Below are 12,125 nucleotides of genomic sequence, written 5' to 3'. Positions count from 1 at the left end.
AAGTAGCTATTTATGCCCGCCATCGGCCCGGACTTCATCTCGCTCCAAGCTCGCAACCTCGACGTCTCTCAGGCTTTTTACGAGCACTACCTCGGCCTGGTTCGCTCCCAAGCCGGCCCGCCCCACGCCGTCGTCTTTGACACGGCCCCGATTGCGTTTGCGCTGCGGGAAATCTTTCCAGGCACTGATCTCTCCTCTGTTGCCCAGCCAGGGATCGGGGCCGCGATCTGGCTCCACGCCACCGATGTCCAGGTCATTCATGACGCTCTCGCCCGCGATGGCCATACGATCATCTCGGCTCCCATCGACGGTCCGTTCGGTCGTACTTTTACCTTCGCCGATCCGGACGGCTACCACATCACTCTCCACGACCGGACCTAGGCGCTGCGAGCTCCCGTCAGGCAGGTTCACTCGACGATCGCCTTGAGGACGCCTGAACCGGCCGCCAGACCTGACTCGATGTGTCTCGAAACCTTGGCACGCAACAGCGTCGAGCGAAGAATTCACTCCTGGCTGCTCGCTAGGGGACCGGCATGCTGCAACGGAGGTTCAGCATCGTAGGGATTGTAGGATCGGGACGTGACTCGCACGGACCGGCTCTATGCTCTCGTTGAGGAATTGCGTGCCGTGGCGCCGCGACCGAGGAGTGCACGTTGGCTTGCCGAGAAATTTGGCGTCAGCGCACGCACCATTGAGCGGGACTTGTCGGCGCTGCAACAGGGTGGCGTCCCTATTTGGGCAGAACCCGGGCGTTCCGGGGGCTATTGTCTTGATAGGGCGCACACGCTGGCGCCGCTCGGGTTCACCGTTGACGAAGTTCTCGCGGTGACGATTGCGCTCGGGATGCTGGCGACGTCTCCGTTCGGTGACGCGGCGAGTTCTGCGCAACGAAAAGTTGCTGCCGTCATGGAAGATCGAAATCTTGGTGAGACTGCGGGACTTGCTGCGCGCATCCAACTCCTGGACGAGGGTCCCACGGCGGTGGTGCCTGATCAATTCGCAACGGCGCTTCGATCCGGGCAGGTTCTTCGCATCGCCTACGTCGACCGCAACGCCGTCACTACTTCACGCGAAGTCGAACCGATGGGCTACGTCGGAAAGGGCCGCGACTGGTACCTGGTTGCCTGGTGCCGCCTCCGAGACGGAGTTCGTGCGTTCCGTGGCGATCGCATCAGCACGGCTGAACCGACTGGCGAAAAGCCGCCGCGACGCCCACTGCATCCAGATGACCTCGGCATTGTCCATGGGCTTCTCCGGGAGATCACCCCGGGCGGAGAAGTTGCTAAACACCGACACTACGGTGTCGGGACATCACTTTAGTCTGGACGGGTTGAGGCAAGACCCCTGCAAACTGGAGAACCCATGGAATTCGCATCAATCCGCATTATCACCCACGACGTAGAGCGGCTCACCCGTTTCTATGAGATAGTCACGGGCACGACCGCGCTAAGGCCGGCTCCCGTGTTCTCAGAAATCCGCACCGGCACGTGCGTTGTCGCGATTGGGAGCACAGCGACCGTGAGCATGCTTGGCGACCAGGCTCCAAGGCCGAGTAGCAATGACAGTCTCGTCATCGAGTTCCTCGTCCCGGATGTGGACGCTGAAGTTGCGCGACTCCGCGCTTCACTGGAGAACATCGTGCTCGAGCCGACCACCATGCCGTGGGGCAACAGGTCCACGCTGTTCCGCGATCCTGATGGCAACCTCGTCAACCTGTTCTCGCGCCCCACCAGTTGAACTCAATCACTTCTTCGGTCCCGGAAGGTCGAGTCTCAATCGCAATCCCCCCGTGTGCCATCGCAATCACCCCGCGTGCCCATTGCGGCATCCCTTGCGGGGACCTAAACTCGTCGCCATCGCTGGACCACGCGCCTCATAACCTCAGTGCCTCGAATCCTTCGCGATTCGAGACACTGGGGCTGTGAGAAATCTCCACGAACGACCTGATGGCCGTCAGTAGAACGCTTGCGTGGACTCCGTGGAGTCCAGATAACTCGGGGTACGAGGGCGAGCCGCCCCCGGAATTGAGACACGGCCGAGCAAAGGAGGGGAGGGGTCAGGGCGACTCGTCACGGACGCTAGTCTTCAACCTATGACGCTGACAATAACCTTGACCTACTGCGCACTGCTCGGCTTCCTCGCAGTATTTCAGGTGCTTCTTATTGTCGGGCTTCCGCTGGGCCGCTTCGCCTGGGGCGGCCACAACGAAGTCCTCCCGGCGCGCCTCAGATTGGGAAGCGCCCTGTCGGTCTTTGTTTACGCCGTCTTTGCAGCCGTGGCCCTCGACAGGTCCGGGTTGATTTCCCTCCTGCCCGCGCCAGCTGATGTGGTTGCAATGTGGGTTGTTGCGGCCTACCTACTACTGAGCGTCCTGCCCAACCTTGCATCAAAGAGCCGGGACGAACGCAGGCTCATGGCCCCGACATCCTTGGTGCTGGCTGGTTTGGCCATCGCCATTGCCTTGGGACGGTAGCCGTGCCCCCCGCGACGTGACTCCAAGCAGTGACCAGCACACCACCCAAGCAGAGAAGAGCACCCCATCATGACCACTGTCCTCGTTGCCGGAGCCACCGGTGATCTCGGCCATCGGATCGTCCGCGAGCTGCTCGCCGCCGACGCCGAAGTCCTTGTTCGTGTTTTGACCCGCCCAGGCGGCGGCGCCGCTCAGGCGCAATACGGCGGGTGTGACCGCGTTGAGGTTCGCGCGGCGGCCTATACGGACCACACCGGCCTCGTCGTCGCCCTCCGCGGCGCCGACGTCGTCGTGTCTGCCGTCAGCGGCGCGCGCTCCGTCATCGTCGACGCCCAGGAGGCGCTGCTGGCTGCGGCCGTTGAGGCCGGTGTGGCACGCTTCATCCCGTCCGACTACTCGGCTGATTACCGCCGGGTAACCCCTGGCAGCAACCGCAACTTCGAGCTGCGCCGGGAGTTCGCCGCCGCCGTCGATGCCACTCCGCTCCGGGCCACGTCCGTGCTCAACGGGGCCTTCGCGGACATGCTGACCGGGCAGGCTCCAATGATCCTGTTCAGGAGGCACAAGGTCCTCTACTGGTCCTCGCCCGACCAGCTGCTCGACTTCACAACCAAAGACGACGTCGCCCGCACCGTCGCTCGCGTGGCACTGGACGACGCCGCGCCACGCGTCGTCGAGGTGGCCGGGAGCCGGGTGACAGCCCGGGATATCGCGCGGATTATGTCCGAGCTCACCGGCGCCGCGTTCAGCACCCAGTGGGCGGGCACCACGGGATTGCTGTCCGGCATGGCCCGGATCGGACGTCGCATATCAAGGGACGAGGACGCGACGTTCCCTGCCTGGCAGGGTATGCAATATTTCGTGAGCATGTTCAGTGGCGAGGGCCAGCTGCATCACGTGAACAACGACCGCTACGGGCCGCAGGCGTGGACCAGCGTCCGTGACGTCCTTGAGGCGCACGTGAAGGACGGTGCGACCAGGGGCTGACGACGGCGACGCCGCCTCGGCTTGGCCCGCGGGAACGAGAAGGCGAGCTTGCGGTACTCGGCGGGGAGCATCACCCGCAAAAGTGTCATGATGGTCTGAAAGCCGGTGGGGCCGAGCTGCACGGCGCCCATGGGACAGGGGTGTGACTGTTTCGGTAACAGCGGCGTGGAAGGGCAGCCATGATTGATGAGCGGGTAGCCGCCGAGCGCTTTGACCGGATTGTCCTGATCTTCAATCCCGGCAAGCCCGGGATGGGTGCCAGGATCGATGAGGTGCGGCGAAGCCTGGCTGACGGATTGCCGGGTCTGCCGGTTGAGTCGATGCCATCGGAGTTCGCCGGGCATGCCCGGGAGCTGGCGCGGTCCGCGGCCGCCAGGGGTGCGCCCCTTATTGTTTCCATCAGCGGCGACGGCGGGTACCACGAGGTCGTCAACGGGGTCATGGATGTACGCGACAGCAGGGCTGTGTGTACCGTCGTCGCGGCCGGCAACGCCAATGATCATCACCGCAGCATGCCCGCGCGTTCGTTGCCTGCTGCCGTGCGTGAAGGCCGGATCCGCCACATCGACTTGTTGCGCATCCGATTCAGCGGGGAACACGGCGAGCAGACGCAGTACGCCCATTCGTATATAGGCTTCGGACTCACACCCTTGATGGCGATCGGCATCGAGAAGGGCCGCAAGGGAAAAATCCTCGAACTCATATCCGTGGCCCGCACCCTTTCGGCGTTGAGTCCGTTTGAGCTCATTCGGGGAGACGGAGCCACTGCGCGCTTTGACAGCCTGATCCTTGCCAACATTTCCCGGATGGCCAAGTACGGAACGGTCAGCGAAATGGGCACTCCGGACGACGGCATGTTCGAGGTGGTGACGCTGCCACATGCCGGGCGGTGGAAGATGGCGTTGATGACGCTGCGGGCTGTGACGCTGGGCCTCGGCCACCAGCCAAGCGTGAGCAGTTACGCCTTCACCACGAGGGACGCCGTTCCGTGCCAGATCGACGGCGAGGTCCTTCACCTTCCGGCGGCAACGCACGTGCTGGTGGAGAGCGCCAAGGGGGCCTTGGCAGTCGTGTGACTCCTGAGGCCTTGCCCCAGTCGCTGGATGGTGGACCGCCGGGCGATCCGAACCCACCGCTTGACCATTGATGTGTCAGTTTCCACGTATCTCAGCGGACGAGGGCGTACAGTCAGAGTATCGGGACGGCCTGACTGGACATCCGGTATTCCGACTATTTGAAACCAGCTCCGCGCCCGCCGCCGGCACCATGCGGCTGCGACATCCGGTCACTGCAACCTCGTGGTGATGAGCTGGGATGACGAGGGCGGCCCCACCGTTCTGCCGCGTGCAGGCCGGACTCTTGCGGCCCTGTCCTCCCTACCGATAGGCCCGGTTTCGGGTTCGTCGACCTCCAGCCGCCGTTGATCCGCCCGTTTTCCGGCGTTGTCGACTGCGCATCTCCAAGAAATGTTGGCGCTATGCCATGACCACCACCCCAGTACAGCCCGTCCAAACCGTGGGGAGACTCGCCCTCAGCGGGGTTCTCGCCTCCGCCCTGCCTCACGACCTCGGCACGGCGAAGGCCGCGTCTCGATACATTGTCCCTGTCGTCTTCTCCCGTAGGCCCCAGCCCCGGGAACTGGACCTGCTTCATGATCAGAGCGTCACCCGGCGCTTGGCGGAAGAGGGCTACAGCGACGTCGAGCTGCGAGTCTCTGACCGCCGCCTCCTCATTACCAACACCAATTTGCAGGACCTTAAGTCAGGTCTTGCGCACCTGGTTGGCACGATCCTGCGCGAGATCTCAGTGCAAGCCGACGCGGAACGCGCGCATAGATCAGAAGAACTGGATACTTTGGGGCTTCTCGAAGAGCAGCGAATCGAAGCAGTCCGCCGGTCCGCGGCCGACATCAGCTTCGACTAATACTCCCAGGCGCACTGGCGCGAATTCTGCGCCGCGGGTTGCTTTCTCGGCACGTAGTTGGGGGCCGAGAAAGCATCGTCCTGGAACGACCCGCAACGGAAAAGGAAACAATGACTTCCATGCATCTTGAGGAACACTGGCACCGCCTGTCTCCGGCCAGCAAGCAGTGGTTTATCGACAACCCTGGTTGTGTAGTTCTACCCCGGACCATCTCGGCCGAAATCAATGCCGAATCCGGAGAGAACGCCGATTCTGATAGACACGGCGAAACGGTCCTGTCGCAGGAAAATATCGATTTCATCCGATCCAAATCACACCCGGAAGAACCTTCCATGGCGCAGCCGCCCTATCGGTTCTTCGACTCCGTGCAGCCCTGAACTGCTGCCGGCGGCCACCCAGGATTGAGGCCGGCCGGTTCCCTCGTGCCCGAATCATGTGGGCCCGCTCAAGAAGCAAACAAACAGATCCGCACGTTGCTGAGAAGACGGCTCGGCGGGGGATAGTTGGAGGTGTGGCAATTTACGACTCCCGGAGTTTTTACACGCGGGGTGATTCCATTAGCGTCGGTGCTTCACGGGAACACATCGAACGTTCCCTGCTGAACTTTGGGGCAACCGAGATTATTTTCAGCCAACGTGGCCATCTGAACGCTATTTCGTTCAGGGCCTGCGGAAGGCAATTCCGGATGGTGCTTCCGCTGGTGCCGGCAAAGGCGCACGCTACTGCTCCGGATGGAGTCTCCGAGGTCCCCGGCCGGGACGCTTCCGCACGAGTGCTCGAACTCGATGCCCGTCGCTTCTGGCACGCCTTAGCCCTGTCGACGGATGCCAAACTCGCGGCAGCGACAGCGGGCGTTGCAACGCTGGAGTCCGAATTTCTGGCCCATGTGGTGCTCCCCGGGAACCATACGGTGATGGATGAGCTTGGACCCGTCATAGCCTCGGCCTACAGGTCCGGGCAGCGACCCACGATCGGCACTGCGTGTCCTCCGACCGCGGCCAAGGCGAACACCATGACGTGAATCACCGGATTTCCCTGATTCCTATCGGACCGTTCCCGAGGGTTTAGAGTCGAGGCACAACTAATGGGGGGAGTCTCGGTGCAGAAGCTGACTAGTCTGAACAGGCCGAGTGCAACGTTGGCGCCGGAACGCGGGCCTGCAATTGCTGTTGTCACCGCTGTGGCGGGTTCGCTGCTGCTCATTCTCTTGACGGGCTATCTCACGATGCAGCTTGTGATGTCCGGGATGGGCGCATTCATGACCCTAGATTCCCGTGCCGTTGGGATCTCAAACGGCTGGTTGCCATATGCGTGGCGGCTGAGTCTGATTCTTCTCGCCCTCGCAGCGGTGATGGCGCACCGCAAAATCCTCCGGGGCACAGCCGCCCGGATCGTTGCGCTGGCAACCCTGGCTGCTGTTGCGTTCATCGGCACTGTGATGACGACTGGACCGCACCCCGCCGGGGAGCAGCAGTCCCTGATCCTGGTGATCGCTGCAGAAGGTGCCAAATCACCGCTAATCCTGGCCCTCATTGGAGCAGGTGTTACCGACCTGGTTGCCCGTCGCCAACCGACGCGCGCGCAGCAACCTGCCGCGGTACCTGACAACTGACAGCTAGGGAAGCGTCCTTTGCGCGGTCGTGCGACGGCGGGAATCCGCCGCGGCCTGCTCTCGGGACGCTAGACACTGTCCGGTGGGCCCGGTGGGGTCTAGGGTTTGGACCCTCGTGGTCGGCGTCGTGGGGGCGGTGCGCGGTTCCCGGGAGGGCCTGGTGACCCAGGGCGGGAAACACCCGCGTTGTTCTAAGCGGGCCCAGTGATTCACGGACGGCGCCTTTGGAGGCAAAGGCGACAGATCGGAACAGCAATGATGGCTGACCCGGAATTCCCTCTGCCCGTTGCCGCTACTGGCGGTGTGTACCTGTTGGACGACCACGAAATTGTGCGGCGTGGCGCGCGCTATTTGGTGGAGTCTGCCGGATTGGTTGTCGTGGGCGAGTCCGGGTCGGCGCGTGAGGCGTCCCGCCGGATTCCTGCCTTGCGCCCGGCCCTGGCCATTCTCGATGATGATCTTCCGGACGGCTCGGGAGCGGAAGTATGCCGCGCCGTCTTCACGGCCGACCCATCTATCCGGTGCATCCTGGTGACGGCCGGCGACGACGAATCGGTGCTTATCCGCTCAATCCTTGCGGGTGCCTGGGGTTGTCTCTCGAAGCTGGATGACAGCGGTGAGCAGCTCAGGCTCATTTCCCGCGTCCTCTCCGGCCACGCCGCGTACAGCCGCAGGTTCTATCCGGCCCTCATGGGACCGGCCCGGGAGGTGCATCCAGGGGTCGACGAGCTGAGGCTGCGGGACCTGTCGAAGCGCGAATCAACGGTTGCCCTGGGCATCGCCACCGGGCTCAGCAATCGGCAGATTGGTCACGAGATGTTCATCGCGGAGAAGACGGTAAAGAACATGGTCTCCTCAATATTGAGCAAGCTTGGCATGGCCCGAAGAACCGAGATCGCCGTCATGGTGGCCGGGACGGTCAACCGTTCACGTGCCGTCGCTGCCGACGGCGCGGACTACAGGTCCTGCGCTTCCCCCGACCTGGTCTCCGATGTCACGGCCGCACTGCGGGAATGCGTCAGCGAGGAGCCTTCACAATCCGAGGCCACAGGGGCGCGGACCGCAGCTGCTGCCAGGCTCGCCCGGACGCTGGCCGCCACCAAACCTTGAGCTGTCCCAGCTCATGGCCTCCCTACAGTCGCGCCCGCGGGCAGTCGCCTAGAGCCCGACTTCGGCGGACTGCAGGAGGGCGACGGCGTCGGGCTGACCCTCGAAGGTGACCAGCGCGTGCCGGGTGCGGCCGTGGGCGTGCATGAGGAGTTCGCCGGGCTCGCCGACGATCGCCACGGAGACGGGGGCCCGCTTGGCGACGTGCCGGGGTCCGGAGGGGCTCACCAGCACGATGCCCAGATCGACGCCGCGGTAGAGGATGGCGGCGCGTTTGATCAGGTCATCCCACAGCGCATCCGAATAGCCCTCGTCCAGCGCCCGCGGAGCCCAGCGGTCCACGGCCCGGCGCACGTCCTCGGTGTGGACGAAATATTCAGTCAGGTTGGAGCTCTCGTCCAGCGCCTTGATCCGCATGGGGGACAGGGCGGGCGGCCCGGCGCGGAAGGTGTTGACCAGCTTCGCGTACGCCTCGGGACTCTTCAGGGTCTCCGCGAGTTCCGCCGTCGCCTCATCCGAGGTCTTCCTCAGGCTCTTGATGAGCAGGCCCAGTCCAACGCGCGCCTTACGCTCGCGCAGGTACAAGTGCGCGGCAAGATCACGCGTCTGCCAGCCCTTGCAGAGCGTGGGGGAGTCGGGGCCGGCCGCAAGCAGGGTTTCGGCCAGGACTTCTCGGGACGGGTCGACGAAATGCATCACTTGTGAAACTAGCACGAGACGCCCCTCCCTGCGCACAGGAAACGGCCGCCATTTCACATCCCATGGCCGTAACCCGTGGTGCGGGTGATGAAAGAGATAGGGCGACGACGGCGGGCCAGGCCCCGGCGGGTGCCCCGGTGCACGGCGTCGAGGTCGCCCGGAGGTCGTTCGGTAGCGCCGGGGGCTTCGCACTGGGACCCGGCGGGCGGCGTGTCCCGCGCAGGCACTAGACTTGGGGGTGATGTCTGAGCAGCCCGCCCCCGCCCCCGCCGCGCCTTCCGGCCCCCTCCCCGAGGACCTCGCACGATCCCTGAAGCGGGACGCCGCCGGACTGGTCGCCGCGATCATCCAGCAGTTCGATACCGGCGAGGTGTTAATGCTCGGCTGGATGGATGACGAGGCGCTGCATCGGACCATGACCACCGGCCGGGTGACCTTTTACTCCCGGTCCCGCCAGGAATACTGGCGCAAGGGCGATACCTCCGGCCACGTCCAGTGGGTCAAGTCGCTCGCGCTGGACTGCGACGGCGACGCCCTGCTGGTCCGCGTCGACCAGGTGGGCGCGGCCTGCCACACCGGCACCCGCACCTGCTTCGACGGACGCGACCTCGACGCCATCGTCGGCCACGCCGGCTGACCGCCCGGCATCATTCCGGGCAGCCGTCGACGCCGCGGCAGGTAACAACCGCAGCCGAACCAATCCGCACACCTAAGACCTATAGAACAGGTGGAAGTACGCAGCCATGCAGGACCTCGGAATCATCAGCCCCAGCCTGGAGGAGTTCCGCGAGCTCGCGGCCGGCAACCGCGTCATCCCGGTCCGGCTCAAGGTGCTGGCCGACGCCGAAACGCCCATCGGCCTCTACCGCAAGCTCGCCCAGGGCCAGCCGGGAACGTTCCTGCTCGAATCCGCCGCCGTGGGCGGATCCTGGTCCCGGTACTCCTTCATCGGTGCCCGGTCGCGCGCCACGCTGACCACCAAGGACGGCCAGGCGCACTGGCTCGGCGAACCCCCCGTGGGCGTCCCCCTGTCCGGCAGCCCCGTGGACGCGGTCCGGGACACCGTCCGCGCCCTGCACACCGAACGCTTCGAGGGCCTGCCGCCCTTCACCTCCGGCCTGGTCGGCTTCCTTGGCTGGGAGTCCGTCCGTCACTGGGAGAAGCTCACCAGCCCGCCCGAGGATGACCTGCAACTGCCCGAAATGGCGCTCAACCTCGTCACCGACATGGCCGTCCACGACAACATGGACGGCACCGTCCTGCTGATCGCCAATGCGATCAACTTCGACAACAGCTCCGAGCGCGTGGACGAGGCCTGGCACGACGCGGTCGCCCGGGTCAAGGAACTGCTCGCCAAGGTCAGCACCCCCACCGCGCAGCCGGTCTCAGTGCTCGAATCCGCCGCCCTGGACTTCGCCTCCAGCGTCCAGGAGCGCTGGGACGAAAACCAGTACCTCGCAGCCCTGGACCGCGGCAAGGAGGCGATCGTCGACGGTGAGGTCTTCCAGGTGGTGATCTCCCGCCGCTTCGAGATGGAGTGCGGCGCGGACCCGCTGGACGTCTACCGCGTGCTGCGCAACACCAACCCCAGCCCCTACATGTACCTGTTCAGCCTGGCCGACGCCGACGGCCGCGAATACTCGATCGTCGGCTCCTCGCCCGAGGCGCTCGTGACGGTCACCGGGGATGAGGTCATCACCCACCCGATCGCCGGATCCCGCCCGCGCGGCAAGACCGTGGAAGCGGACAAGGCCCTCGCCGAGGAGCTGCTCGCCGACGAGAAGGAACGCGCCGAGCACCTGATGCTGGTGGATCTCTCCCGCAACGACCTCTCCAAGGTCTGCGTCGCCGGCACCGTGGACGTCACCCAGTTCATGGAGGTGGAGCGGTTCAGCCACATCATGCACCTGGTCTCCACCGTCGTCGGCCGGCTCGCCCCCGACGCCACCGCCTACGACGTCCTGAAGGCCACCTTCCCGGCCGGTACGCTCTCCGGCGCCCCCAAGCCGCGCGCCCTTCGCCTCCTCGACGAGCTGGAACCCCACCGCCGCGGCATCTATGGCGGCGTGGTGGGCTACCTCGACTTCGCCGGCGACATGGACATGGCCATCGCTATCCGTTCCGCCCTGCTGCGCGACGGACGCGCCTACGTCCAGGCCGGCGGCGGCATCGTGGCGGACTCGGTCAACGCCGCGGAAGCCCAGGAAACCATCAACAAGGCCGCGGCCCCCATGCGCGCGGTCCACACGGCCCAGTCGCTGCACACCATCACCCCGGACAGCCTCCCGGGTGCCGAGGGGAGCCGGGCATGAGCGGCACCGTCAAGAGCACCGGCCCGGTGGTTCCCCCCTGGGCCCGCAAGTCCAGCCTGGTCCTGTTGATCGTGGTGCTGGCCCTTGCGGTCTTCGGCGCCACCACCCAGACCTGGCTCACCGTCCGGCTGGACGCCGGGCAACTGGGCCAGGCGGTCGCCAACCGTGACGGCCTCCAGGTGCAGGGGAGCAAGGCCGCGACGGCGGTCACGGCGCTGGCCCTCGTGGCCCTCGCCGGCGGACTCGCCGCCGCCATCGCCGGCAAGGTCGCCCGCTGGGTCATCACGGTCATCATCCTGCTCGCCGCCGCCGGAATCGTCACCGCCGCCGGCACCGTGCTGGCGGACCCACTGGCCGCCGCGCAGGGATCCATCGCCGCCGCCACCGGCATCAGCGGCAGCAACGTCTCGGTGGCCACCACCGTCTTCCCCCTCCTGGCCGTCATCGCCGGGGCGCTGCTGGGCCTCTCCGCGCTGCTGGTCGTCCCGGCCAGCCGACACTGGAAGAGCCGGACGAAATATGACGCCGCCGCCGTCAAGGCCGGCACCGGGGGTCCCGCCGACGAAATCGACAGCTGGGACCGGCTCACCCGCGGCGACGACCCGACGTAGGCAGCGCCCCGCGCGGCCCGGCTCACGTGCCGACCGGCCCGCCCGCGCCCCCGGCCATTGTCACGGCCAAAAAATGGCAGAATGTAAGCAGTATTGATCCTGAGGAGATTTCCATGAGCAAAGCCCCCATGTCTGCACCGAAGCCCGCCGCCGGCACCGGCATCTACGACGACGTCGACCACAGCGAGCCCACCGGCCACGGCAACAGCCCCGCCGCCTGGACCACCGTGATCATCATGCTGGTGGGCGCACTCATCGCATCGATCGCCTTCGTGATCGCCAACACCCCGATCTTCGTCGCCGGCGCGGTCATCATGCTCGTGGGCCTGGTCGTTGGCTTCGCCATGCGCAAGGCCGGCTACGGCGTGGGCGGCAGCAAGCTGAAGAACTCCGGCCACTAG

Annotated in this window: 16 protein-coding genes; 15 read left to right on the top strand and 1 reads right to left on the bottom strand. The window is 65.3% G+C overall.

Annotation, left to right across the window (positions count from 1 at the left end; genetic code table 11):
• Window positions 1-12: 12 nt before the first annotated feature.
• The 11 genes from QWJ39_RS11980 (at window position 13) to QWJ39_RS11930 (ending at window position 8,105) form a co-directional block, all read left to right on the top strand.
• Window positions 13-381, top strand: coding sequence for a VOC family protein (locus QWJ39_RS11980; protein WP_290258058.1), 369 nt, complete (start codon window positions 13-15; stop codon window positions 379-381).
• Window positions 382-579: 198 nt separating this feature from the next.
• Window positions 580-1,320, top strand: coding sequence for a YafY family protein (locus tag QWJ39_RS11975; RefSeq protein ID WP_290258057.1), 741 nt, complete (start codon window positions 580-582; stop codon window positions 1,318-1,320).
• Window positions 1,321-1,362: 42 nt separating this feature from the next.
• Window positions 1,363-1,737, top strand: coding sequence for a VOC family protein (locus tag QWJ39_RS11970; RefSeq protein ID WP_290258056.1), 375 nt, complete (start codon window positions 1,363-1,365; stop codon window positions 1,735-1,737).
• A 355-nt stretch (window positions 1,738-2,092) separates the two neighbouring features.
• Window positions 2,093-2,473, top strand: a complete 381-nt coding sequence (locus tag QWJ39_RS11965; RefSeq protein ID WP_290258055.1) for a hypothetical protein — start codon at window positions 2,093-2,095, stop codon at window positions 2,471-2,473.
• A 69-nt stretch (window positions 2,474-2,542) separates the two neighbouring features.
• On the top strand, window positions 2,543-3,460 hold the full coding sequence (locus QWJ39_RS11960; RefSeq protein ID WP_290258054.1) for an NmrA family NAD(P)-binding protein: 918 nt from the start codon (window positions 2,543-2,545) through the stop codon (window positions 3,458-3,460).
• A 179-nt stretch (window positions 3,461-3,639) separates the two neighbouring features.
• Window positions 3,640-4,536, top strand: a complete 897-nt coding sequence (locus QWJ39_RS11955; RefSeq protein WP_290258053.1) for a diacylglycerol kinase family protein — start codon at window positions 3,640-3,642, stop codon at window positions 4,534-4,536.
• A 406-nt stretch (window positions 4,537-4,942) separates the two neighbouring features.
• The gene (locus QWJ39_RS11950; protein WP_290258052.1) at window positions 4,943-5,383 is read left to right on the top strand and encodes a hypothetical protein; all 441 of its coding nucleotides are present in this window, start codon (window positions 4,943-4,945) and stop codon (window positions 5,381-5,383) included.
• A gap of 110 nt (window positions 5,384-5,493) precedes the next feature.
• Window positions 5,494-5,760 (top strand): hypothetical protein, encoded by a 267-nt coding sequence (locus QWJ39_RS11945; RefSeq protein WP_290258051.1) that lies wholly within the window; start codon window positions 5,494-5,496, stop codon window positions 5,758-5,760.
• Between the two features lie 134 nt (window positions 5,761-5,894).
• Window positions 5,895-6,404 (top strand): hypothetical protein, encoded by a 510-nt coding sequence (locus QWJ39_RS11940; RefSeq protein WP_290258050.1) that lies wholly within the window; start codon window positions 5,895-5,897, stop codon window positions 6,402-6,404.
• A gap of 78 nt (window positions 6,405-6,482) precedes the next feature.
• A complete protein-coding gene (locus tag QWJ39_RS11935) occupies window positions 6,483-6,995 on the top strand; it encodes a hypothetical protein (RefSeq protein ID WP_290258049.1) in 513 nt (170 codons plus the stop codon).
• 255 nt (window positions 6,996-7,250) lie between these two features.
• Complete coding sequence (locus QWJ39_RS11930; RefSeq protein ID WP_290258048.1) at window positions 7,251-8,105, top strand: response regulator transcription factor; 855 nt, start codon at window positions 7,251-7,253, stop codon at window positions 8,103-8,105.
• 48 nt (window positions 8,106-8,153) lie between these two features.
• Here the strand turns inward: QWJ39_RS11930 and QWJ39_RS11925 are convergent, their stop codons facing one another.
• A complete protein-coding gene (locus QWJ39_RS11925) occupies window positions 8,154-8,798 on the bottom strand; it encodes a TIGR03085 family metal-binding protein (protein ID WP_290258047.1) in 645 nt (214 codons plus the stop codon).
• Window positions 8,799-9,042: 244 nt separating this feature from the next.
• On the opposite strand from QWJ39_RS11925, the gene hisI reads away from it, so the two are divergent.
• The 4 genes from hisI (at window position 9,043) to QWJ39_RS11905 (ending at window position 12,125) form a co-directional block, all read left to right on the top strand.
• Window positions 9,043-9,438: a phosphoribosyl-AMP cyclohydrolase gene (gene hisI / locus QWJ39_RS11920; protein ID WP_290258046.1), complete on the top strand. Its 396-nt coding sequence runs from the start codon at window positions 9,043-9,045 to the stop codon at window positions 9,436-9,438.
• Between the two features lie 106 nt (window positions 9,439-9,544).
• Window positions 9,545-11,113 (top strand): anthranilate synthase component I, encoded by a 1,569-nt coding sequence (locus QWJ39_RS11915; protein WP_290258045.1) that lies wholly within the window; start codon window positions 9,545-9,547, stop codon window positions 11,111-11,113.
• The gene (locus tag QWJ39_RS11910) at window positions 11,110-11,724 is read left to right on the top strand and encodes a Trp biosynthesis-associated membrane protein (RefSeq protein WP_290258044.1); all 615 of its coding nucleotides are present in this window, start codon (window positions 11,110-11,112) and stop codon (window positions 11,722-11,724) included. The genes QWJ39_RS11915 and QWJ39_RS11910 overlap by 4 nt, the downstream gene beginning before the upstream one ends.
• Window positions 11,725-11,837: 113 nt before the next feature.
• Window positions 11,838-12,125, top strand: coding sequence for an HGxxPAAW family protein (locus tag QWJ39_RS11905; RefSeq protein ID WP_290258043.1), 288 nt, complete (start codon window positions 11,838-11,840; stop codon window positions 12,123-12,125).

Source organism: Arthrobacter sp. YD4 (genome assembly GCF_030410515.1).
Lineage (GTDB): Bacteria > Actinomycetota > Actinomycetes > Actinomycetales > Micrococcaceae > Arthrobacter.
This window is presented reverse-complemented; position numbering and strand designations above follow the sequence as displayed.

What these genes read in the sequence shown, in the direction of transcription:
- QWJ39_RS11945 (WP_290258051.1), top strand. Translation starts at nt 5,494, where the DNA reads ATGACTTCCATGCATCTTGAGGAACACTGGCACCGCCTGTCTCCGGCC.
- QWJ39_RS11955 (WP_290258053.1), top strand. Translation starts at nt 3,640, where the DNA reads ATGATTGATGAGCGGGTAGCCGCCGAGCGCTTTGACCGGATTGTCCTG.
- QWJ39_RS11980 (WP_290258058.1), top strand. Translation starts at nt 13, where the DNA reads ATGCCCGCCATCGGCCCGGACTTCATCTCGCTCCAAGCTCGCAACCTC.
- QWJ39_RS11910 (WP_290258044.1), top strand. Translation starts at nt 11,110, where the DNA reads ATGAGCGGCACCGTCAAGAGCACCGGCCCGGTGGTTCCCCCCTGGGCC.
- QWJ39_RS11925 (WP_290258047.1), bottom strand. Translation starts at nt 8,798, where the DNA reads ATGCATTTCGTCGACCCGTCCCGAGAAGTCCTGGCCGAAACCCTGCTT.
- QWJ39_RS11965 (WP_290258055.1), top strand. Translation starts at nt 2,093, where the DNA reads ATGACGCTGACAATAACCTTGACCTACTGCGCACTGCTCGGCTTCCTC.
- hisI (WP_290258046.1), top strand. Translation starts at nt 9,043, where the DNA reads ATGTCTGAGCAGCCCGCCCCCGCCCCCGCCGCGCCTTCCGGCCCCCTC.
- QWJ39_RS11970 (WP_290258056.1), top strand. Translation starts at nt 1,363, where the DNA reads ATGGAATTCGCATCAATCCGCATTATCACCCACGACGTAGAGCGGCTC.
- QWJ39_RS11950 (WP_290258052.1), top strand. Translation starts at nt 4,943, where the DNA reads ATGACCACCACCCCAGTACAGCCCGTCCAAACCGTGGGGAGACTCGCC.
- QWJ39_RS11905 (WP_290258043.1), top strand. Translation starts at nt 11,838, where the DNA reads ATGAGCAAAGCCCCCATGTCTGCACCGAAGCCCGCCGCCGGCACCGGC.
- QWJ39_RS11930 (WP_290258048.1), top strand. Translation starts at nt 7,251, where the DNA reads ATGATGGCTGACCCGGAATTCCCTCTGCCCGTTGCCGCTACTGGCGGT.
- QWJ39_RS11960 (WP_290258054.1), top strand. Translation starts at nt 2,543, where the DNA reads ATGACCACTGTCCTCGTTGCCGGAGCCACCGGTGATCTCGGCCATCGG.
- QWJ39_RS11915 (WP_290258045.1), top strand. Translation starts at nt 9,545, where the DNA reads ATGCAGGACCTCGGAATCATCAGCCCCAGCCTGGAGGAGTTCCGCGAG.